18 protein-coding genes are annotated in these 23,084 nt (G+C 38.7%); all 18 read right to left on the bottom strand.

Annotated elements, in window-relative coordinates; genetic code table 11:
- Window positions 1-7: 7 nt before the first annotated feature.
- The gene (locus HUE58_RS00675) at window positions 8-298 is read right to left on the bottom strand and encodes a type I secretion C-terminal target domain-containing protein (protein ID WP_174605182.1); all 291 of its coding nucleotides are present in this window, start codon (window positions 296-298) and stop codon (window positions 8-10) included.
- Between the two features lie 52 nt (window positions 299-350).
- Window positions 351-713 carry an addiction module protein gene (locus tag HUE58_RS00670; RefSeq protein WP_174605181.1) on the bottom strand — a complete coding sequence of 121 codons (363 nt, stop codon included), beginning with the start codon at window positions 711-713 and terminating at the stop codon, window positions 351-353.
- 169 nt (window positions 714-882) lie between these two features.
- Window positions 883-8,877 (bottom strand): Ig-like domain-containing protein, encoded by a 7,995-nt coding sequence (locus HUE58_RS00665; RefSeq protein ID WP_174605180.1) that lies wholly within the window; start codon window positions 8,875-8,877, stop codon window positions 883-885.
- Between the two features lie 182 nt (window positions 8,878-9,059).
- Complete coding sequence (locus HUE58_RS00660) at window positions 9,060-9,686, bottom strand: hypothetical protein (RefSeq protein ID WP_174605179.1); 627 nt, start codon at window positions 9,684-9,686, stop codon at window positions 9,060-9,062.
- Window positions 9,687-9,885: 199 nt separating this feature from the next.
- Window positions 9,886-11,340 (bottom strand): NADH-quinone oxidoreductase subunit NuoN, encoded by a 1,455-nt coding sequence (nuoN, locus tag HUE58_RS00655; protein WP_174605178.1) that lies wholly within the window; start codon window positions 11,338-11,340, stop codon window positions 9,886-9,888.
- A gap of 3 nt (window positions 11,341-11,343) precedes the next feature.
- Window positions 11,344-12,849, bottom strand: coding sequence for an NADH-quinone oxidoreductase subunit M (locus HUE58_RS00650; protein ID WP_174605177.1), 1,506 nt, complete (start codon window positions 12,847-12,849; stop codon window positions 11,344-11,346).
- A gap of 2 nt (window positions 12,850-12,851) precedes the next feature.
- Window positions 12,852-14,813: an NADH-quinone oxidoreductase subunit L gene (nuoL, locus tag HUE58_RS00645; protein ID WP_174605176.1), complete on the bottom strand. Its 1,962-nt coding sequence runs from the start codon at window positions 14,811-14,813 to the stop codon at window positions 12,852-12,854.
- 3 nt (window positions 14,814-14,816) lie between these two features.
- Complete coding sequence (locus HUE58_RS00640) at window positions 14,817-15,047, bottom strand: DUF2442 domain-containing protein (protein WP_174605175.1); 231 nt, start codon at window positions 15,045-15,047, stop codon at window positions 14,817-14,819.
- Window positions 15,032-15,151 carry a hypothetical protein gene (locus tag HUE58_RS07055; protein ID WP_277998007.1) on the bottom strand — a complete coding sequence of 40 codons (120 nt, stop codon included), beginning with the start codon at window positions 15,149-15,151 and terminating at the stop codon, window positions 15,032-15,034. The genes HUE58_RS00640 and HUE58_RS07055 overlap by 16 nt, the downstream gene beginning before the upstream one ends.
- A gap of 29 nt (window positions 15,152-15,180) precedes the next feature.
- Window positions 15,181-15,321: a DUF4160 domain-containing protein gene (locus HUE58_RS07050; RefSeq protein WP_174605174.1), complete on the bottom strand. Its 141-nt coding sequence runs from the start codon at window positions 15,319-15,321 to the stop codon at window positions 15,181-15,183.
- Between the two features lie 2 nt (window positions 15,322-15,323).
- On the bottom strand, window positions 15,324-15,629 hold the full coding sequence (gene nuoK, locus HUE58_RS00625) for an NADH-quinone oxidoreductase subunit NuoK (RefSeq protein WP_174605173.1): 306 nt from the start codon (window positions 15,627-15,629) through the stop codon (window positions 15,324-15,326).
- Complete coding sequence (locus HUE58_RS00620; protein WP_174605172.1) at window positions 15,630-16,241, bottom strand: NADH-quinone oxidoreductase subunit J; 612 nt, start codon at window positions 16,239-16,241, stop codon at window positions 15,630-15,632.
- Between the two features lie 9 nt (window positions 16,242-16,250).
- Window positions 16,251-16,742, bottom strand: coding sequence for an NADH-quinone oxidoreductase subunit NuoI (gene nuoI, locus HUE58_RS00615; RefSeq protein WP_174605171.1), 492 nt, complete (start codon window positions 16,740-16,742; stop codon window positions 16,251-16,253).
- Between the two features lie 13 nt (window positions 16,743-16,755).
- A complete protein-coding gene (nuoH, locus tag HUE58_RS00610) occupies window positions 16,756-17,829 on the bottom strand; it encodes an NADH-quinone oxidoreductase subunit NuoH (RefSeq protein WP_174605170.1) in 1,074 nt (357 codons plus the stop codon).
- Window positions 17,829-20,090 carry an NADH-quinone oxidoreductase subunit NuoG gene (gene nuoG / locus HUE58_RS00605; protein ID WP_174605169.1) on the bottom strand — a complete coding sequence of 754 codons (2,262 nt, stop codon included), beginning with the start codon at window positions 20,088-20,090 and terminating at the stop codon, window positions 17,829-17,831. The genes nuoH and nuoG overlap by 1 nt, the downstream gene beginning before the upstream one ends.
- Before the next feature lie 4 nt (window positions 20,091-20,094).
- A complete protein-coding gene (nuoF, locus tag HUE58_RS00600) occupies window positions 20,095-21,363 on the bottom strand; it encodes an NADH-quinone oxidoreductase subunit NuoF (protein WP_174605168.1) in 1,269 nt (422 codons plus the stop codon).
- On the bottom strand, window positions 21,360-21,833 hold the full coding sequence (nuoE, locus tag HUE58_RS00595) for an NADH-quinone oxidoreductase subunit NuoE (RefSeq protein ID WP_174605167.1): 474 nt from the start codon (window positions 21,831-21,833) through the stop codon (window positions 21,360-21,362). The genes nuoF and nuoE overlap by 4 nt, the downstream gene beginning before the upstream one ends.
- Window positions 21,830-23,083: an NADH-quinone oxidoreductase subunit D gene (locus tag HUE58_RS00590; RefSeq protein WP_174605166.1), complete on the bottom strand. Its 1,254-nt coding sequence runs from the start codon at window positions 23,081-23,083 to the stop codon at window positions 21,830-21,832. Before HUE58_RS00590 ends, nuoE begins: the two co-directional genes overlap by 4 nt.
- Window position 23,084 lies beyond the last annotated feature (1 nt).

Below are 23,084 nucleotides of genomic sequence, written 5' to 3'. Positions count from 1 at the left end.
TTTAAATCTACAACACAATTAAGTTGTTCGCCTCAATATTAATCACAACATCTCCAGCAGAACTACCATCTGTGACGCTTAAAAAGTCATTCAAAGTATCTCCTGTTTGATAACTTAGTAAGTCTTTAAGATTTAGTTTATCACCATTGCCTATGACAAAGTCGGTTATAGCGTTGTAATCAAAAGTATCGACACCGCTATTTTCTGTAAGCGTATTATTGCCCAAACTTTCTTTAAAGGTATCGTTAAAGCTTATGCCAGTTAATGGAGTATCAGCATCTTTTGTGCTAATTTTCAAGTTATTAACCAAATTATTTTCTTTGTCTTTTATAGATGATAGCTTATCGCTACTATGTCTTGGTGTAGCTTATTTCAATAGCACTAGCATCATCAACTGTATTCTGAACAGAAAGATATGCTTTGTTGCCATCAGTTTTCACTTTACTAACTATGTTATTTTCAACAGTAAATACACTTTCAGACTGGCCACTTTTGAATTTTACTGTGTTTTTTATCTCTCCCCATGATACGCCTTTTGCTACCCTTGACGTCAAATCTAAATATCGTTTTTCGGCTAATTTTACCCAAATTTCATCTACATTTTTATCCTGTTCTGACTCTAATGAAGAGATTAAACAATGAGCCATTAGCGCTTTTTCACTTGAAGAAAGTGCACCAATATTCTCAATAACTTGCTTAAATACAACTGACATGTAGCCTCCAATATTTAAATATCTTTTATGAATTTTAACACATCAGTATCAAGTCACTAATATAAGCAATGATTATAAAATTTTCACAATAAAATTAGGTACTATCAATATTTCACTGTTACTACAAAAGATAGGTCTGTCATTTATCAAATATCAATAATAAATAACACTACTCAAGCACCAAGTTACCATCAGTAATCATGGTAAGCAAATTAGCCCCAGTCACGCCTGTTAAAGTAATGCTAATATCTTCAGCAAATGCGCCACCAACAGCACCATTCTTACCAACATTAATGATCGTGTTACCGCCACTTTCAGTTAAGTTGATAAAGTCAGTTAAGTTTGTAGAATTATAACTGCTGAGTAAGTCTTTAAGGTTAAGAGTGTCATTGCCAGCACCAGTGTCGCCAATGGTAAAGTCAGCAATGCTATCAGAACTGCTGCTTGCTGCGGCATCACTCCATGATTTATAGACAAAGGTGTCGTTGCCGCCTCTGCCATAAACTGTTTCATTGAAGGAAGACATATTAATGGTGTCATTGCCTGTTGTGCCAAAGTTCACAACTTCTTGGGTGGCACTGTAGTTAAGTATAGTACCTTCATAGACAATACTATCACCGGTGTCCATCAGAACACTTAGGACAGGAACGTTTGTGTCTAGTTGTGTATTGTTGATGGTGAGTGTGTTAGTTTCGCCATTTCGCATGTGGATTAATTCAATAGAGTTTAACGCTACTGTGGTTGTGTCTAAGTTGCTTGAGGCGCCTGATAGAATCACTGTGTCATAACCAACTTTACCATCAATGCTTGCTAATGTAGTCTCCCCTGCGTAGGTAAAGGTGTTGTTGACAGCGGTACCTAGGAAAGCTGTTGGGTCTGTTACAGTGGTGTTGGAATTATTGGTATAGAACAAAAATTCACTAATCATCCCCGATTGAAACCCTGTACCTCCATATCCAAAAGTTGCAAGATACCAAGTAAAACCAAGAACTAAAGCTGAATCCAATAGATTGTCATCAGCCCCTTTAACTTCCCCATCAACAAAAATAGCTTGTTTTGCATCTACTTTATTTTGAGTAAGGGTTCCAGCACCACTATGATTATAGTTCGCTGTAAACACCAATTGTTGCACTTGATTTACTGTTTGGATGTTAGCAGCAGATAAACGAGCGTCACCGACTGCCGAGCCGGCATCCCAATAAGTTATTCCAGTGCTCCACGGAGAATGTACTGATATACGACCAGTGCTTACAGCAGTTCCTATATTTACCAGAGTTCCATTAGAAGTAGCGGCGTACTGATAAGTAAAATACATCTCTATATTAGTAGCACTTCCCCCGGTTCCGGACATGCTCATCCAGTCATTATTACTGCCATTCAATCCTTGATTAAAGCTGATAGTCCTTGCCCCATCTGATGTGGTAACAAGTTGTCCATCATCTATAATCACCCCTTGTTTGCTATTAATAGTTTGTGTTAGGTTTCCCCCTCTAGCCGACTGATCATACCAAGTCGTGACATAACCTGTGTCTCCTGTGCCTGTGCCAACAAAATTTAGCAATGCTTGTGTATCCAAATTACCATACTTATCAAATCCAATATCCAACTCAGCATCATCACTTGAACGTCTAACCCTAATTGCATTACTTGCTAAGTCTGCATTTATATCTTTTAGACTAAACGCACCGCTCATCGCTGAAACATCCACCTCACTAATCTCACCAATACCCGTTGCCTTAGAAATTGCACCTTCTGTTGGATTGGTTAAATCAACAATGATGTTCTGATTCACTTCTTTATAGTAATCACCATTCACTATAAAGGTAATCTCTTTAAAACTTTCACCTGCTGCAAAAGTAACTGTGCCACTTACATCCCCATCTCCGTCTACTGAATAGTCATCATCAATACCATCAGCCGTACCACCTGACTTAGCCAAACTTAATGTCGTGTCTACTGCATAATCAACCGTCCCTGCTGCTGACAACCCCCCCTCTCTAGTCACCATAAAAGTCATGGTCTTTCTCCCTGTTATGCCTTCAATCACTCTTGAGTCAGAGATAGAGTAAGAAGAGTCTTGCTTGGTTGCTATTCCTGTTCTGGTTGTCATATTGCCCGCAGCATCGGTGATGCTTACTTGAACACCCAGTTGAGTATCAATACTTGCAAAGGTAGATGCAATGCCTGAAATAAGTGAGGCAACACTGGTTAAGTCTAGCGTCCAGTTACCAGTGGTATCACTAGTAACTGTATAAGTGACATCATCATAGCTATTGTCATTGTCTGTATCTAGTTTAATCTCTACAGCTATACTGGCGCTAGTCTGTCCTGTGATGGTTGGCAAGTCAGTGATGACTTCATCAATCACCACAGTGCTAACAGGTGCTGTCTTATCTACAGTGATATCTTGTGATAGTTGTGTGGCAGGGTTGCCATAGTCATCACTGGCATTAACAGTGACTGCATAAGTTGTACCTTCCATTAGCGCGCTTGCGTCTGTTGAAGGAATGTTAACATCCCAACTGCCACTAACGTCTGTCACTGTTGTTGTATAAGTTTGAGTGTTAAGTACAATACTCATCTCTCTGCCTATTGCTAAGCCTGTAGAAGTGCCTGTGATACTAAAGCCACTGGCAGACTCAGCAATGTTAATGACATTGTCTATTGCAATGTTGCCTGTTAAGCTCAGGATTGGTACGTCAGTATCAACCCTGACTGTTTGTGTGCTTGATGCGTTTATGTTAAGAACACTACCTGTGACATCGGATTGTATGGTGTAGCTATCCCCATTGATAAGTCCACCATCACTGATGGTGGCTGTCCATATGCCTGTTGCATTATCATAAGTAGCGCCTGTAAATACTACATTACTACTATCAGAAACCTTAGTCGCTGTCACACTAAAGTCACCAAGCAATAAAGCACCTAAGATAGCAGATGTACTACTAATGGTTACTGCAATGGTAATGTCAGTGGCATTCTCTATCGCGTTAACCTTGTTGTCTGTAGCAACTGCAATGATAACATCCATTTCATTCACAGTAACATTCCAAGCAGTGCTGCCAGTAATGGCAGTGGATTCATTACCTGCAGTGTCTTTAAAAGCACCTGCATCTATTTCAACATAGTAACTTGTTCCTGCAACTAACTTAATATCGGTTGGGTTAATGGTGACCACACCTGCAGCATTAATACTAACTTGTATGCCACTATCTGCTGTAATGGCTTCTATCACAGTGTCATCACTAAAGCATTTAATAACAATGCTCTTACCTATCACTGCATTCATATTCTCTGCAAAGGTTAAGACAAAGCTGTCTGTGCTAGACATTGTGCCACCATCTGCAGGAGCAAGCGTTGGCGTGTCAATGGAAGTATCAACCGTAATATCAGTAATGTATTTAGTAATGTTACTGGTTTGCCCTGCATTGTCCGTTTGTCTAACTCGAATAAGATTAACACCATAAGTGCCCGCTGCTAAAGTAAAGCTAGTCACAACACTGTCTGAAACAGTTGCCCAGTTCACACCACCATCAATACTATATTGCCATGAAGCAAGATCAACAGCAAGATTAGTAACATCCATCACGCCATTATTAGTAATGCCATCAGTAGCGCTTGTACCTGTATCTGTATTTAGGGTGAGGATTGGGTCAGAAGGTGGCTGAGTGTCAAAACTTTGGGCATCAGCAATATCTTGAGTATGATTGATGTCAAAAGGGTCATTGCCATAGATATCTGTCAAGCCTGTTTTTTTTATTTTTAGACGTACCGCAGTAACATCAATAGCGTTAAAGCCAGAAGGCGGGGTGACTGAAACAGTCCATTGAGTACCAGAACTCCCTGAGAGCTCAGTAAGGATGCCTATGACCCGATCCATGGTATCTATTACCTCTCCTGAATTATCTACTAAAACGACATCGTTTGAGGTGAAACTCGAATTTACACCGTGACTGAAAGTCACGGTGTAAATTACTATCCCAGATGTGACTTCTTGTCCAGACTGATCATGGTCATCTGTCACACTAGTAATGGTTGGGGCTACTGTTGCAACAGTAATAGATTTAGCTGATGAAGTGGCTATATTATTAATATCAGTTGCTGTAGCAGTGATGCTTTCTGAACCTTGACCCATGGCAGTGATGTCTGCGTCTGTTAGTGTATAGCTCCAAGTTATGCCTGTAACTGCAGCAATTCTAGTGTTGCCGCCGATAGATAGTGTTATAGTGCTATTAGCTTCGCTTGTGCCTGTAATAGCTGAATTTTTCTCAGAAAAGTTGATTACATCATCTCTAGCTATTGTATTAATAGTTGGTATTGTCGGAGCTGTTTGATCAATTAAAACTTGTGTACTACTACCACCACTACCTGTAATACCACCACTTGCAGTTAAACTCACCTCAATTGTATAGGTTTCTCCATCTACTAAAGATAAAGTAAGAATATTAGCGTGCATTAACTCCCAAGTACTTTCGTTGGTATCACCACTTAGAGTTGGCATACCGCCAGAGTAAGTAATATCATTGTCACTTCCACTTGCCGCTTTAAAAACTATCCTATCTATAGTAACACCAGTAGCTGCATCACCTATATTGGACAAGATACCTTTAATAGATAAAGCACCAAATTCAGCAATATTAATACCATTTGATGATACATCAGTTGAGCTATTAGACCATATGGCAGATGTTGTTAAAGCGGCTGCGGTGAATGCCCAATCTGCTGCGTCAGTAATACCAGCATATTCATTACCTGCTATGTCTTTAAAAGTGCCAGTTTCTATTGTTACATAATAATCTGTATTAGGCTCTAAATCAACAATTGGATCAATTGTTACTCTGTTGTCAGTAATGCTCACAGTTCCAGTAACATCATTGCCAATAATAGTAGTGTGGACAGCTGTCGCCTCACCAACTTTATGAATCTTGATTTCTTTGCCGTCAATCTTTGTAACGTCTGCATCAAATGTCATGATTAAGTTTACTACTGGCGCTATATTACTACTGAGTGTTGCTGTTGGTGCAGTTGTGTCAACAACGATAGCGCTTATATCTGAAATGTTACTACCAGAAGGTAATGTGTTACTAGTCATTGCATTGCCTGTAACATCAATTACTGCGTCTGCTTCCGTTCCGATTACAAAACTAACAACGCTAAGGTCTGCAGTGTTATCAGATGAGCCGATAGTATAAGTACCTGTTAAGCTAGCGCCGCCTGCAGCAATAGTTAATACTGCGGCGCCACCTGAATTTAGTGTTACTGTAATTTTACCGCCTGCTTTAATTGACTCACTTACTGTGGCAGTAATGTTAATTTCACTGCCTGCTTTGTAAGAATTGTCTGCTGTTGTTGAAATAAAAGAAGTAATAGTTGGTGCAACGCCGTCTATGAGAATGGCACTATCGCTAGCTTCGATGTTGTCTGAGATATTTTTATCAGGCACTCTCGTGCCAGTCATTTCATTGCCTGCAATGTCAACAATGATTGAACTGATAGAAAAACTGGCTACTTTTAAGTCTGTCGTGGCGTCGTTAGTATTTACTGTGTAGTCTCCTGTCAAAAGGGTTTTGTCATCTGCTGACACTATTAAAGTTACTGTTTCGCCTGTATTTAGTGTCACTGTGATTGCGCCTGAAGTAATTTCTTCACTCACTGTAGCAGTGATATTAATCTTACTACCTACACCATGAGAACCACCAACTGTGCTTGAGGTGAATAAGATGACACTAGGGGATATATAGTCAATAGTTATTGCATTTAATAGAGTGGATTGAGAATCATTATCATACTCGTCTACTTTTTTAACCTGTACTTGACCTTGCACATAAGATTGACTTGATAGTTCAAATGATGAGCCTGAGCCTTTTTTCCAATTTCCACCACTATCAGTAGAGTACTCCCAAATGCCGCCGCCAGTTACATTAATTACTTTATTACCGGTAATTTTATCACCAGCAGTGCCTGTGTCGCCATCAGATGCAAGTGTTAATGTGGCATCGATAGTAAGAGTTGATACATCTATTGATGCTACATCGTAGTGAGAAAGAGTTACGGCATTTGAGTCATCTTGACCTGCTACTTTAACCTTGATATTGCTTTGTAAAATATCACCTGTTTCTTGTCCTGGAATTAATAATTCAAAACTACCATTGCCTGTATCACCTGGATTCCAATCTGTGCCGCCATTAATTGTGAACTCCCAAGTAACGTTAGAGCCAGTAATTACATTAATAGTGGCATCTTTTGTTTTACCATCAAATATATCATTACCTGTATCACTGTTAAGGTTTAATGCTAGACTTGACCCTGTAATTTCTACAGCATTTTTAAGTATTGTAGACTCATTGCCTGCAGCATCTATTTCTTTAACTTGTATTTGATTTGCTGCATGGACGACATTAGCAGCCAAAGAGAAGCTAGTACCTACACCTACTTTCCAAGTGCCATCGGCCCCATTTTCAGTAGAATACTGCCAAGTATTGCCGGTTGCTATTGCTACATCTATCACTGAAGCAGTAGACGAACTTAATGCTGTTGAAGTGGCTCCATTTGGCGCTTCTCCATCAACAAGAATTGTTCCAGTACCTAGTATCACTTCAGTACCATCTTTACCAGAAAGGCTGCCAGTAGGTCGAACCATAATGTGTTCTTTGTTGTAGGCATTTGCGTTTTCAGCTAAATTAAAGCCAACACCAAGCTCAGCATCTGTAACGCCTTGAGTCCAACCCACACCATCATTAGTTGAATAAAACCAATCTGAACCAACACCAACAACATTAATTCTTATATTTCCAGTAGCAACAGTGCCAACAGTCGGGTTATCATCAGCATCGATAGCCTGAACAATATCATCTGTTGCACTAGTGCCTGTATCTTCAAAACCTAACATAATCTCGATGCCACTAAAACTGTCAATAGCATCAGTACTTTTAATGGCGGCGGCTAATCCTGAAGCAACATCAATCTTGCTATTGCTTGTTTCGGCTTTAGAGGCACCAGCAAGCAAATCTTCTTGCCCATTTCTGGTTAGTTTTAAATCAGCGCCCGTGCCTGTTAATTCTTCTTCAAACTGCGTAATGGTTGCAGCCATATCACCTGAGTTTTTCTCTGAGTCTACACCAGATAATGCTGCTAAAGCATTACCATAGGCATTGGAAGTAGAGGTTTCGCCATCTTGTGTTGTTACTGTTTGTACTCTAGTGGTGACTACATCAGCATCATTGCCTAAACCAAAGGCCTTAGCCACGCCTTTATTGGTGTTATTAATAGTGGATGCATCCAGCATTACCCCTGTAGGTAATTCACCAGACGTGGTTAAATCCATTCTAAGTGCAGCTATGGTTGTTAATGGTGTAATACTAACGTCAATATTGCCACCTTTAGAGGTGTCAATAACTGCTAATAATATAGCAGATATGTCGGTATCCACGCCTGTTGCTTCGTCTCTAAAATCAGCGTTGTCGCCATTAGTATCAATTAATTTGGCAACAATAATACCTTCATAACTACCAATAGAGAAATCTTGCGCGCCTGAATTGTTCAGATCCACGTCCGTGAAAAAGTTTAACTTGCCAGTGGCAGGATTGTATTTGTATAATTTAACAAGTCCACCATTATTTTCAATAAACTCACCTGCACTAGCGACTATCTGAAGGACAACATCTCCCAAAGAAGAAATGTCGCCGCCATCTACACCTGCTGAGCCACCTAATATTTCACCGCTACCTATACTTAAAGATGAAAAAAAACCAATAAGATAAACTTCGCTAAAACTTTCAGAAAACAAGGAAGATTGATAAGTAGCGATGGCTGATAATGCAGATTCATCGCCATAAAAATGAATGATTTGAGAGCTATCAGCAAGCGTGACAAAATTACCCTCAACAACATAATAAATACCGCCTTCGCTTGGTAAAGATACTAAACAAGACAAATCACTTGCACACACTTCAAAATATCCATCAAACACAACAGTGGTATCATTAGGCAACAACACTTCCAAATCATCGCCTACTTTTTTAGCAATTAGGTCAAAGTCTTTGCCATCTTCGATGCTTAGCTCATAAGCACGATTTGGCACGACCCTAATGTGTTGCTCACCTTTGGTGACAACAACAACTTCTTTACTTAGCGTTTGGGAAAGAACTTGTGCTTGAGTTTGCAATGCTTTTAATTGTGCTGTTGTTTTTGTGCTGTTAGTTTTTATTATCTTTTCCTATTGTTGTATTTTTTTACTTATTTTTTTTATTGTACTTAAGTTTTTCGGTGTTTTACTCGTAATAACAATAAATACCGAAGGTTATTTTGTGTTTTTCACCTTCTTTGTCAGAAATAGGCCACGCCTCATCAATGATTTTCTTTATAAACTTCTTTCCAAATATCAACATTAAATTTAGACAAATATTTAGCGCTGTTCTTGTGAATGCCATCAACTTTGACGGCTTGTTCTAAAAACGGTACATAGGATGTGTTTGTTAAATCGCCAACACCTGCCAATGCATGTGCTTGAAGATTGTCAGTAAAATCAAGCAATAAAGTTTCTTTACCAGTTGCTTGATTTTCATCAATACTAACAGGGATGAATGTCACCTTATTATCAGTTACGCTGACTTGCTTTAAGCGCACCAACTCATCTAAAATAACTTTGATGAATTTATCTAAAGTAACGCCTTTGGCCAATGTGGCAATATCAGGCGTGTCATCTTCAGAAAAATAAGAAATGACTGACTCTAAGTCTTGTGCCACCCAAGTAACAAGAATTCTTACAGGAGTGCTAACCCATTCACGACTGGCTTTGGTTTTGTTGTTAATTAGTTGAGTCACGTAAGTTCTTGATAGCCCGCTAATAATACTAACAGCAGCATCCATTACTTTACCACCCTTGTTTTTAACAATTCCATTGGCTTGCTCGACAAACATTTGCTTTATTGCAGCATTAAACTCTTTATACGTGATGCCTAACTCTAACCCCATGTTCACCATAGGAGCAATCGTTTTGGGAAAATTTCTAATAATTTTTTTTCATAGTTCGTTATTACATAAACAAAAGTTATTTCTGCAAGTTTATTTTTAACTTTTTTGTATTGGTGATTTGTTAAGTATAAATTTAAACAGGTATTCTTAGTCAGGCATTGAGGTTTTTACTGCTTAAAATCTTAAAATAAGAACTGGCTTAGAATAATGACAGTGCTAATTTCATCCAAAAATCTGGGAACAAGCCAACTGCCAATATTAAGATAGCATTGATTGACAAAACTAACTGTATATCTATTGACGCTTGGATGGTTATGTTTTTATCAGTCTCATCAAAATACATGGATTTAATAATTTGTAAATAGTAATAAGCGCTAATAACAGCAAAGATAACAGCAATAACTGCAATCATTATAAACCCTGCTGATATCACTTCTTGAAGGATGAAAAATTTGGAATAAAAACCAACCAATGGTGGAACACCTGCCATAGACAGCATGATAATGAGCATCATCAGTGCAAACCATGGGGCGTGTTTACTAAGTCCCCTAAAGTCAGAAATTTGATCAACTTCAAAGCCTTGTTTATTGAGTAAGATAATCATGCCAAACGCTGCCAAACTCATCAGTACATAAACCAACATATAAAATGTTGCTGCACCATAACCCGTTAGCGTCCCAGTGACAAAACCAAGCATAATAAAACCAACATGTGAAATGGTTGAATAGGCCAACATGCGTTTGATGTTGGTTTGCATGAGCGCAACAACAGAGCCCAGTGCAATGGACAAAATAGACAGCACCATGAATAAATCTGACCAATAAGCGTGCATACTGCCCAAGCCATCAACCAAAATGCGCAGCAACATAGCAACTGCTGCGATTTTAGGCACAGTTGAGATAAATAATGTGACTGAAGTTGGTGCGCCCTGATAGACATCAGGCACCCACATATGAAAAGGCACAGCGCCTAATTTAAAGGCAATACCAATAACCAAAAATACTAAGCCAAAATTAATAATCAGTGTTTCTCTTGGGGCAAGATTGACGTTGGATACAAAACTAGCAATGTCGTTAATATTAAGACTACCACTAATGCCATAAATCATACTCATGCCATATAATAACAAACCTGATGCAATTGCGCCTAGAACGAAGTATTTAAGTGCTGCCTCAATGGCGTCTGCCCTTTCACGTGCAATAGCAATAAGTGCATACAGTGACAAAGATAAGATTTCTAAACCTAGATATAAGGTTAGTAGACTGTAGCCCGATATCATTACCATCATACCTAGTACTGACAACAAGACTAAAACAAAATACTCCCCCCTAAAAAGGGAGTGCGCTCTTAAATAATGACGCGAGTAAACCATGGCAACCATGGTAGCACCCATCATAAATACTTTAAACACGGATGCCATATTATCCAACACGAATGAGTCATCAAAAATGATTGTTTGGGGGTGGTTAATTAAATTAAATGCCAGTAGTCCAGTGACTAATAAACTGAATTGAATTAAATAATAGGTAACTTGCTTAAAACGCTTGTCTAGAAATAAATCTAGCAATAAAATGACCACAATTGCACTGAGTAAAAAAATCTCTGGTAGAGCAATCCACAAAGATGATGCGTCAAATTCGATAATATTATTCATAAGTTAAAGTTTAGACGTTAAGGCTTGATATAATAAATGCTCAATTGAGGTATGTATCAGCTCAATCAGTAGCTGTGGATACAGGCCCATGACCAGTACTGCCACTGTCAAAATAGCAAGGATTGAAAATTCACGAGCATTAATGTCTTTTAGAGTTGCCACAGCAGGATTGGTAACAGCGCCCCAAAACACTCGTTTTACCATCCATAATGTATACGCCGCACCTACAATAAGCGTGCTTGCCGCTAATACGCCGTACCAGATATTTGCTTGAATGGCACCTAAAATGACCATAAACTCTCCCACAAAACCTGAGGTACCTGGCAAGCCTGCATTGGCCATTGCAAACAGCACAGCAAAACCCGTGAATTTAGGCATAGAATTAATCACACCACCATAAGTTGATATCTCTCTTGAATGTAAACGATCATACAACACACCCACCACTAAGAACATAGCGGCTGAGATAAAACCATGTGAAATCATTTGTACCATAGCGCCTTCAAGACCCAATAACGCGCCTTCTATTGCGCCTGACTTGTAGACTAAAAATAAGGTGAATACACCCAATGTTACAAAACCCATGTGTGAAATTGAGGAGTAGGCGATGAGTTTCTTCATGTCACGTTGCACCAGTGCAACAAAACCAATATAAACAATGGCAATAAGGGATAATACAATGATGATTTCTGAAAATTCTAATGAGGCGTCGGGCGTGATAGGAAGTGAAAAACGGAAAAAACCATAGCCGCCCATTTTCAACATGATTGCCGCTAGAATAACAGAACCACCTGTTGGTGCTTGTACATGTGCATCTGGTAGCCAAGTGTGCACGGGAAACATGGGTACTTTAACCGCAAATGCCATAAAAAACGCCCAGAAAATATAGCTTTGCTCCGCAAGACTTAATTCTAAATTGTGCATATCAAGGATTGAGAACGAGCCACCTTTGTTATACATATAGATGAGCGACACCAACATAAATACCGAACCTAAAAAGGTATACAAGAAAAACTTAATAGAAGCATACACGCGATTGTCCCCACCCCAAATGCCAATAATCAACAACATGGGGATTAATGATGCTTCCCAGAATGCATAAAATAGAATGGCGTCTAATGAGGAAAACACGCCAATAATCAAACCTTCCATCATCAAAAAAGCTGCCATATAATGGGCGCATCTTTTGGTAATTACTTCCCAGCCTGCAACAATAACTAAAATTGTTGAGAAGGTTGTGAGGATAATCAATGGTATAGAAATGCCATCTATACCAATATGGTAATGAATGTTAAATTGTGATATCCAAGAGACTTTTTCAACAAACTGCATTAAATGCGTTGATGAGTCAAAGCCTGTATAAAGACTTAGTGACATCATAAAAACAAGTACTGAAATGATGACACTCACCCAACGGGCTGTATTGGCGCGATTGTTACCAATAAAAATCACCAGTACACCAGAGAAAATCGGCAACCAAATTAGCAAACTAAGTAATGAATTTTCCATAATTAAAGTTCAAGTAATGGATTATCGCCTGCAAACAGCGCCCAAGTTAAAATAATTAATAAACTAAAAATCATAAAAAAAGCGTAATGATAAACATAGCCTGTTTGAATAGGACGCACAATCTTGCCAATAAAACCAATAAATTTTGCACTGCCATTGACCAGTATCTGATCAATCAAACCAATATCGGACACCTTATATAAAAGATTGCCTAATTTCTTAACACCACTGACAAAAACAATATCATTAAAACGATCAAAACCGTACAAGGATTCAAGTACGTAGTTGGTACGGTGGTATTTCTTTTGTATCCAATCAGCCCATTGTGTTTTATAAATTGAAAAAACCCAGGCAGTGGCAATACCACTTACCATCATCCAAAATGGCAAGGTCTGTATTGCATGGGGAATCATTGAGGCTGCGCCATGGAATTCGCGATTTAACTCAGCCATAGAAGCGTGGCTTGAGGCAATGGTAATTGCGTTATCTAACCAGCCATTAAACAACATAGGCTCAATCGTTAAATATCCAATCACTAGGGACGGAATGGCCAAAGCAATGAGCGGAAATGTCATTGAAGATGCAGATTCATGTAGGTGTTTAGCGGTATGTTCATCCACCCTAGACTCGCCATGAAAGACCAAGAAAAACATTCTTAATGAATAAAAGGCAGTAATAAATACGCCCACTACCACCGCAATATAAACCCAACTTGCATATGGTAATAATGAAAAGTGCACCGCCTCAATAATCATGTCTTTTGAGTAGAAACCTGCAAAACCTGGAAAGCCAATCAGGGCTAATGTGCCAATTAGTGCAGTCCAATAAGTAATTGGCATTTTTTTACGCAATCCGCCCATCTTGCGAATGTCTTGCTGATGGTGCATAGCAACAATGACTGAACCTGCGCCTAAAAATAATAATGCTTTAAAAAATGCATGTGTCATCAGATGAAAAATGGCAACCGAATAAGCACTCACACCTAGCGCAACCGTCATATAACCCAATTGTGACAAGGTTGAGTAAGCCACCACTTTTTTAATGTCGTTTTGTACAATGCCAAGCAGCCCCATAAACAGAGCAGTGATTGCACCGACTATCATCACCACTGTTAGTGCAACGTCACTTAGCTCAAACATGGGTGACATGCGTGATACCATGAAAATACCTGCGGTTACCATAGTAGCAGCATGAATTAAAGCTGAAATCGGTGTTGGGCCTTCCATTGAGCCTGGCAGCCAAACATGCAGTGGCACTTGTGCAGATTTACCCATTGCGCCGACAAATAGTAATAAACAAATAATAGTAATAAGATCTAAACCCCAAAGTTGTTGCTTCATCGTCTTATCAAGACTTAAAAATACTTCCATGTAATCTAATGAGCCACTAAACGCCAGTACCAAGCCAATACCTAGTAAAAAGCCAAAATCACCCACACGATTAACCAAAAAGGCTTTTAGGTTTGCTTGTACTGCGCTTTCCTTGTGGTGCCAAAAACCAATCAATAAGTATGAAACCAATCCAACCGCTTCCCAACCAAAGAAAAGTTGCATAAAGTTATTGCTCATCACCAACATAAACATTGAGAACGTGAACAGCGAAATATAACTAAAAAATTTCGTATAACTCGCATCGTCATGCATATAGCCAATGGTATAAATATGCACCATGAGCGAGACAAAGGAGACCACCACCAACATCACGGACGTTAAATTATCAATTAAAAAGCCAACACTGACGTTTAGATTATTAATTTGCATCCAAGTGTAGAGATTTTGATTAAAAATCTCGCCCTGCTCTAAAACGTGATAATTAAATACATACAAAGACAATACAGTTGAAATCAACACACCTAAAATAGTCAGCATGTGTGTGGCTGTTTTGCCAAGCATAGTGCCAAAAAACCCTGCAAGGATTGCGCCTACTAAAGGTGAAAGTACAATTGTTAAGTAAATATTTTCCATGCTTTATTGACTGTTAATATCGTAAATAATCGTATCAGAGCTAAAGTCTTGTCCATTTTTCCATTCTATGTCATACTTAGTGGCGTACACAGTACTAAAATAGCCTTTATTTTTAAGCTCTTTAAATGTATACCCATTCAAATAGGGTTTTACATCAAAAATACCATTGACGGTTCGCATTTGCATCTCAATACAATAGTTGTCTAATGATTTTATGTTTAATACTTGTTCCATTTTTTATCTAAGTGGTTTAATTTTAAGACGTCGTCATCTTTGAATGCTAAATTCCAATCTGCTATTAATTCTTCTTGATAAATTTCCATCCAAATCTGAACCAATTCTATCTTTTTATTGGGAATTGAACCGCTTATAAAGCCTCCCTAGTTTCAATCTCAAAACTGGCCTCAAATTTGCCATATTCTGTGTCAATATGAGCAACACTATGTTTACCTTTATCGTAAAAATAAAGGCGAATGATAATTTCATAAAACATCGATACTACTAGCATACCTATCCCTTTAAACTATTAGTAACATCAACACTAATAGAGCCACGCTTTCTAAATAATAAGGTCAAGATCGCCAAACCAATGGCAACCTCAGCTGCCGCTACTGTCAAAATAAAGAAAACAAAAATTTGCCCTGCTTCATTGCCTAAAAAATGTGAAAAGGCGACAAAATTAGTATTAACAGCAACTAAAATCAACTCTACACACATCAACAATGTAATAATATTAGTACGATTAACAAAAATACCCACCAAGCCAATGCAAAAAATAACATTGCTTAGCATTAAATAATCACTCAAACTGACCATTTATTTATCCTCCTTACTTGGCGAGGTAATTGAAACAAGCCTTACCCTGTCTTTGGCTTGAACATTTACTTGTTCAGAAATAGATTGTTTTTTATGGCTTGTGTCGTTTCTGTACACCAAGGTAATAGCGGCAATAATTGCAATTAATAACAACACTGCGGCAAGTTCAAATGGATAAACATAGGTGGTGTAAAGTTGCATTGCCAATACCGTAATGTTGCTATAATCTGCATCGTGACGAGTTGGACTACTGAACACGTCTAACCCAAATTGATTGGCACCTAGTACCAAACTCATCTCAGCAACAATAATAGCAGCAACAATAAGCCCTAACGGCAAATAGCCTGTAAATTTTGCCCTGAGTGTTGATTTGTCGATATTAAGCATTTTAATCACGAATAAAAATAACACCATGACCGCGCCAACATAAACCAAAATCAAAGTAATGGCTAAAAATTCAGCCTCAAGTAAAATCCAAATACTGGCAGCACTAAAAAATGCCAGTACTAAAAATAAAACCGCCTTTGCTGCATTGCGTGAAAAAATCATCAAAAAAGAGCTAGCGACAAACCAAAATGAGAGAATGTAGAATATTATTTGTTCAGATTCCATGATTTACCTTTATTTATACTTAGCATCTTCAAACCTAGCTTGGTTAATGGCTTGTTCATTTTGACTGCCTACTTCTAATAGGCACTCCTTGGTCATAATACTGCCCTGCCTTGACTCAAAGACATAATCAAAAATTTGTGTCTCAACAATCGCATCAACGGGACAGGCCTCTTCGCAAAATCCGCAAAAAATACACTTAAATAAATCAATGTCATATTGAATAGTGCGACGCGTGCCATCATCACGCATTTCAGATTCAATGGTAATAGCATTGGCAGGACAAACAGCCTCGCACAATTTGCAAGCAATGCAGCGTTCTTCACCATTGGGGTAGCGACGTAATGCATGTAAGCCTCTAAAACGTGGTGATATCGGGGTTCTTTCTTCTGGGAATTGAACGGTAATTTTTTTGTTAACCAACTCTTTTGCCGTAATTTTCAATCCAGTGCGTAATTCATTCAGGGTGAAATCTTTAACCAATTTACTTAATTTTTTAATCATAAGATATACTCACTTAAAACCACGGACCTAATTGTAATTGGGTCATTAACGCCACAACAAATATCCAAATAATGGTGATTGGTAAAAACACTTTCCAAGACAAGTGCATAATTTGATCATATCTAAAGCGTGGAAAAGTAGCACGCACCCATAAATATAAAAACATAAAGAAAGTAGTTTTTGCCAATAGCCAAATAATACCTGGCACCCAAGCAAATGCGCTTTCAAGATAAGGGATAGCCTCAAAAGGAGAATGCCAGCCACCAAAGAACATCACTACAGCAAGTACCGCCATTAAAATCATATTGGCATATTCTGCTAAGAAAAATACTGCAAACGTCATACCTGAATATTCAACATGTGTGCCGCCCACAATTTCTGACTCGCCTTCCACAACATCAAAAGGCGCACGGTTGGTTTCCACAAGGGCTGAGATAAAAAAGATAACCATCATGGGAAACAAAGGAATAAAATACCAATGAACAATACCGCCTTGTTGCGCTTGAACAATGGTGTTTAAGTTAACACTGCCAGCAATCATCACAACTGTTGCCAGTGCAAAACCAATAACAATTTCGTACGAGACCAACAAAGATGCACTTCTAAGTGCGCCCAATAGTGGATATTTGGAATTGGAGGCCCAGCCTGCCAAAATAATACCGTAAACCCCAATAGAGCCAATCGCTAAAACATACAACAAACTAATATCTAGATTGGTGACATAAATACCTTCATCAAATGGGATAACTGCCCATACTGCAATGGCAGGTGCGATTGCTAATACAGGTGCCAATAAAAATAGATAGATATTTGCCTTAGTAGGAAAAATAATTTCCTTGGTCATTAGCTTTAAAGCATCGGCAATGGGTTGCAACCAACCTTTTGGACCAACACGATTAGGACCGATACGTAGTTGCATATAGCCAATCACTTTGCGTTCAGCGTAAGTAAAATAAGCCACCACTAACATTAGTGGCATCACCAAAGCAATTGCCTTAATCAAAATAATCAAAATATTAACCACTGTGCCATCAAGCCAAGGAATAAGCGTATACAGCATTTGCACAAAAGCTTGCCAAAGCTCCATTACGCTTGTTCCTGAGTGTTGGTTGCCTGATTGGCATTGATAAATACACAATCATCTGCCACTGCACTAGTAATAACCACAGGCACCCCTAAATATTTATCATCGGCTGATAAGCCTAATGTTTCAGCACTCGCTTGGTTCATATAAGCACTGTTCATTTGCCCGATTTTAGTTTTTTGCAATGCGCTACTGTGTCTTAATACAGCATCAATACTGTAAGGTGAACTTTGCCAAATTGTGCTAATGCTATTATATTTACTGGTGAGATTGATATGCTCATCATGAGTATGTTTTGCATATGGTTGATGAGATATTTCAGCCAAAATCTGAGTAGAATCTGCATAATGAAAACCTGGCAGTTCTAGTAAATCAGCCATAACTTTTAAGACTTTCCAAGCAGGTTTAACTTCATTTGGTGCTTTAACTGCTGCTGTATAAGATTGCATATCATTATTAATATTAAGTTGCGTTCCTGAGGTTTCATAAACACTGGCAATTGGCAAAATAACATCTGAATAGTCAGAGACGATATCGTCTTTAAAACCATTTAAAGAAATGACAAAAGTATCATCTTTTGTGAAGGCTTTAACGGCTATTTCTAAATCATGAAAATCATACTGCGGATAAATATCTAATAAAATAAAACCGCGCATATCAGATACAAGCATTGTATTAACATCCATGCCAGAATTTTGCGGTACAAACCCAACCAAATTAGCCGCTATAGTGTTTGCTGTTATACTCAAATTAAGCGTTTTACTATTGACATTTCGAGCAATTTGGGTAACTAAATTAGCAATGACTGAAGCATCTTCATTATTAATAATATGCTCGCCTAAAATAATAACTGAACTGCTAGAATTTAACAACTTAAAGGCTATATTGTTAGCCACTTCATCAACCTTAACAGCTGCCAAATAGCCAGGCAATTCTTGGGCATTGTTAGTTATGATTGACTTAAGCACACCTGCCAACGTAGGCACTATTTTGTTTGGTGCGGTAATATTTTCAGTATTAAGCAGGTAGTTAAAATCAAACGCCATTATATTCAATACATCAATATCAGCACCTTTTTTTGTGGCTTTGCGCAAACGATGATTAATCATGGGTTGTTCTAATTGAATATTAGCACCGACAATGAGTGCGTAATCTATCATTTCCAATGCATCCAATTTGATGTTTGAATCAAGTGTAATGGTGTTGTCTAAGTTTTTAACATTTAAACGATGATCGATATTGTCACAACCGACTTCTGTTAGGATTTTTTTCAATAAATAAAGCTCTTCCATGGTCGCTGTGCTTGATACTAGACCACCTAATTGATTGGCTTTTTGATGCTTTAAAACATGACTATTAAGCCCTTTTACAGCATAATCCAATGCCACTTTCCAGCTCACTTGCTTCCATTGTCCTTGGACTTTAATTTGAGGTTCTAACAATCTATTTTTATGTGTTAAACCTTCATACGAGAAGCGATCACGATCAGAAATCCAAGTTTCATTAACCCAATCATTATCAGCAGACACAACCCGCTTAACCTTACCTTTGTAAGTTTGTACAAACAGATTTGAACCCACCAAATCATGCCTTGCAATACTAGGCATTGAATTCATTTGCCATGACCTTAGTTCATATCTAAATGGCTTAGAGGTGAGTGCGCCAACTGGACAAACATCAATCATATTGCCTGACAATTCAGACTGAATACCTTCTCTCAAAAATGGCTCAATCTTTAAATTCTCGCCTCGTCCAGTGCCACCCATCTCCATCATGCCAGCAATTTCTAAACCAAAACGTACGCAACGTGTGCAATGAATACAACGTGTCATATCCGTTTGAATCAGTGCACCAATATCACTATCTGGCACAATGCGTTTGCCTTCTGAAAAACGAGAAACATCTGAGCCGTATTCAACAGCCAAATCTTGCAACTCACACTCGCCACCTTGGTCGCAAATCGGGCAATCAAGTGGGTGGTTAATGAGTAAAAATTCCATCACTGCTTTCTGGCTGGCTTTGGCTTTGTCGTTTTGTGTATGGACTTTCATACCCTCATTCACAGGCGTAGAACACGCAGGTTGAGGTTTGGGTACACCTTCCACATCCACCAAACACATCCGACAAGAAGCAGCTACTGACAACTTTTTATGATAGCAAAATCTTGGCACACTAATGCCTTCTCTATCACTGACTGTGATTAACATTTCACCTGCTTTGGCGTTCACTACTTTGCCGTCAATTTCAATTTCAATATCAGCCATCAAATTACCCCTTCACCATTGATTTGCCATGCTTAATATAATATTCGAATTCTGGTCTAAAATTGCGTAAAAAACTCTCCACTGGCATTGCTGCAGCATCGCCCAGTGCGCAAATGGTGTTGCCCATAATTTTATCTTGCACACCTAACAACAAGTCAATATCGCCCTGTTTGCCATTGCTATCAATAATGCGTTCTAATACGCGATATAGCCAACCTGTACCCTCACGACAAGGGGTGCATTGTCCACAAGACTCATCATAATAAAAATGTGCCAACCTTGTTAGCACTTCTACCATGCAAGTTGACTCATCCATAATAATCACTGAGCCTGCTCCAAGCATTGAGCCTACTTTTTCAATACCGTCATAATCCATGGTCATGCTCATGGCAACTTCTGCGGTGAGTATTGGGGTTGATGAACCGCCTGGAATCACGGCTTTTAATTTAGCACCGTCACGCATACCACCTGCCATCTTGAGTAAATCTTTAAAAGGTGTGCCCATAGGCACTTCAAAATTTGCTGGGCTTTTAACATGACCTGAGACTGAAAATAACTTACAACCGCCAGAATTTTCAACGCCGATATCTGCAAACCATTGCCCGCCACGGCTTAGAATTTCAGGCACACTTGCAAAACTCTCGGTATTGTTAATCGTGGTAGGTTTGCCAAACAACCCTACATTAGCAGGAAATGGCGGCTTAAATCTAGGCTGACCTTTCTTACCTTCAATAGATTCTAACAAAGCGGTTTCTTCGCCACAAATATAAGCGCCTGCGCCTAGATGTGTGTATAAATCAAAATTAACTGAACTGTTGTTAATATTTTGACCTAGTAATCCTGCCTCATAAGCCTCCTTTAATGCATCTTCAAAGCGATAAAATGGTTCCATAAATTCACCGCGGATATAATTATACCCAACACTGGCATTCATGACAAAGCCACCAATTGCCATGCCTTCAATCACGGCATGTGGGTTAAACCTTAAAATATCTCTATCTTTACAAGTGCCGGGTTCGCCTTCGTCTGAATTACAAACCACGTATTTTTGTCCATCAGAATAACGTGGCATAAAACTCCATTTAAGCCCAGTGGGAAACCCAGCACCGCCACGACCACGCAAACCTGAGACTTTAAGCTCATCAATAATGTGTTTAGGTGTTAGATCGCCTTTTAGGATTTTACGCCAGACTGAATAACCACCACTAGCTTCATAAGTCTTGAGCGAGTAACATTGGTCTTTGGTCAAATTTTTAAAGCAAACTTCGTTCATTTGAGGTTGTCCACAATTTGATCAATCTTATCACTGGTAAGATTTTCAGAATATTCATCATTGATCTGAAACATTGGCGCACCCACACAAGCACCCAAGCACTCAACTTTCTTAACACTAATCAGACCATCTGCAGTTATTTCACCCGTTTTAACGCCTAATTTATTTTCCAGATGTTTAATTAAATCATCAGCACCATTCAACATACATGAGATATTATGGCAAAAACGAATCACATGTTTACCGACTTTTTTATGATTGTAATTTTCATAAAAAGTTGCCACTTCTTGAGCGGCAATGCCTGGCATATCTAAATAATCAGCCACTGCTTGAATGGTATCAGAACTCAATCTATTTTCATTTTCTGCTTGAACAATTTTTAAGGCTTGCATAACGGCGGAACTTTGCCTGTCTTTTGGATATTTTGCAATCCAGACATCAATTTGTTTTTTTGCATCAATTGAAATCATCTGTCTATCTCACCAAATACAACATCTTGCGTGCCAATAATGGTCACAACATCTGACAACATATGCCCTCTTACCATTTCATCCATAGCAGCTAAATGCGCAAAACCAGGTGCTCTAATTTTAACTCTGTAAGGCTTATTGGCACCATCAGAAATCAAATACACACCAAACTCGCCCTTAGGATGTTCAACAGCACGATAAATTTCACCTTCTGGCAAACAATAGCCTTCGGTAAATAATTTAAAGTGATGAATTAAAGACTCCATGTCATCTTTCATATCAGTGCGTTTTGGGGGTGATACTTTGTGATCATCACTCATAACTGTACCTGGATTTTTTTGTAGCCACTTAACACATTGTTTAATAATATGGTTTGATTGACGCATTTCTTCCATATGTACTAAGTAACGATCATAGCTATCACCTGTCACGCCCACTGGAATATCAAACTCTAATTGGTCATAAACTGCATAAGGTTGGTTTTTTCTCAAATCCCACGCCACACCAGAGCCTCTAAGCATAGGACCTGTAAACCCTAGTTGCTTGGCGCGACTAGCAGAAACAATTCCAATGTTTACCAAACGCTGTTTCCAAATACGATTGTCCGTTAATAAGTCATCATATTGCTGAATACTTTTAGGGAATTCTTTAACAAAATCAGCAATAAAATCTAACAATGAGCCTTGACGATTTTTATTCATGACTTTCAATTCTTTATCCGTACGAAAACCTGATGCTAAATATTGTGGCATTTTATCTGGTAAATCTCGATAAACACCGCCTGGGCGATAATAGGTCGCATGCATGCGTGAGCCTGATACCGCCTCATAACAATCAATCAATTTTTCACGTTCACGAAATGCGTATAAGAAAATACTCATCGCACCCACATCAAGCCCGTGCGTACCTAACCACATTAAATGATTAAGAATTCGGGTAATTTCGTCAAACATTACTCGGATGTACTGAGCACGTTCAGGCACTTTGATTCCTAACATGGTTTCAATTGCCATGACATAAGCGTGTTCGTTGCACATCATTGAAACATAATCAAGCCTATCCATATAACCAATTGATTGATTATATGGCTTTGATTCTACTAATTTTTCTGTACCACGATGTAATAAGCCAATATGCGGGTCAGCGCGCTCAATCACCTCGCCATCAATTTCTAAAATAAGGCGCAACACGCCATGCGCTGCAGGGTGTTGAGGACCAAAATTAAGGGTATAGTTACGAATTTCAGCCATT

The sequence above is a fragment of the Candidatus Ruthia endofausta genome, from assembly GCF_013342985.1.
GTDB lineage: Bacteria > Pseudomonadota > Gammaproteobacteria > PS1 > Pseudothioglobaceae > Ruthia > Ruthia endofausta.
The sequence above is the reverse complement of the archived record's forward strand: the minus strand, read 5'-3'. Positions and strand labels throughout refer to the sequence as shown.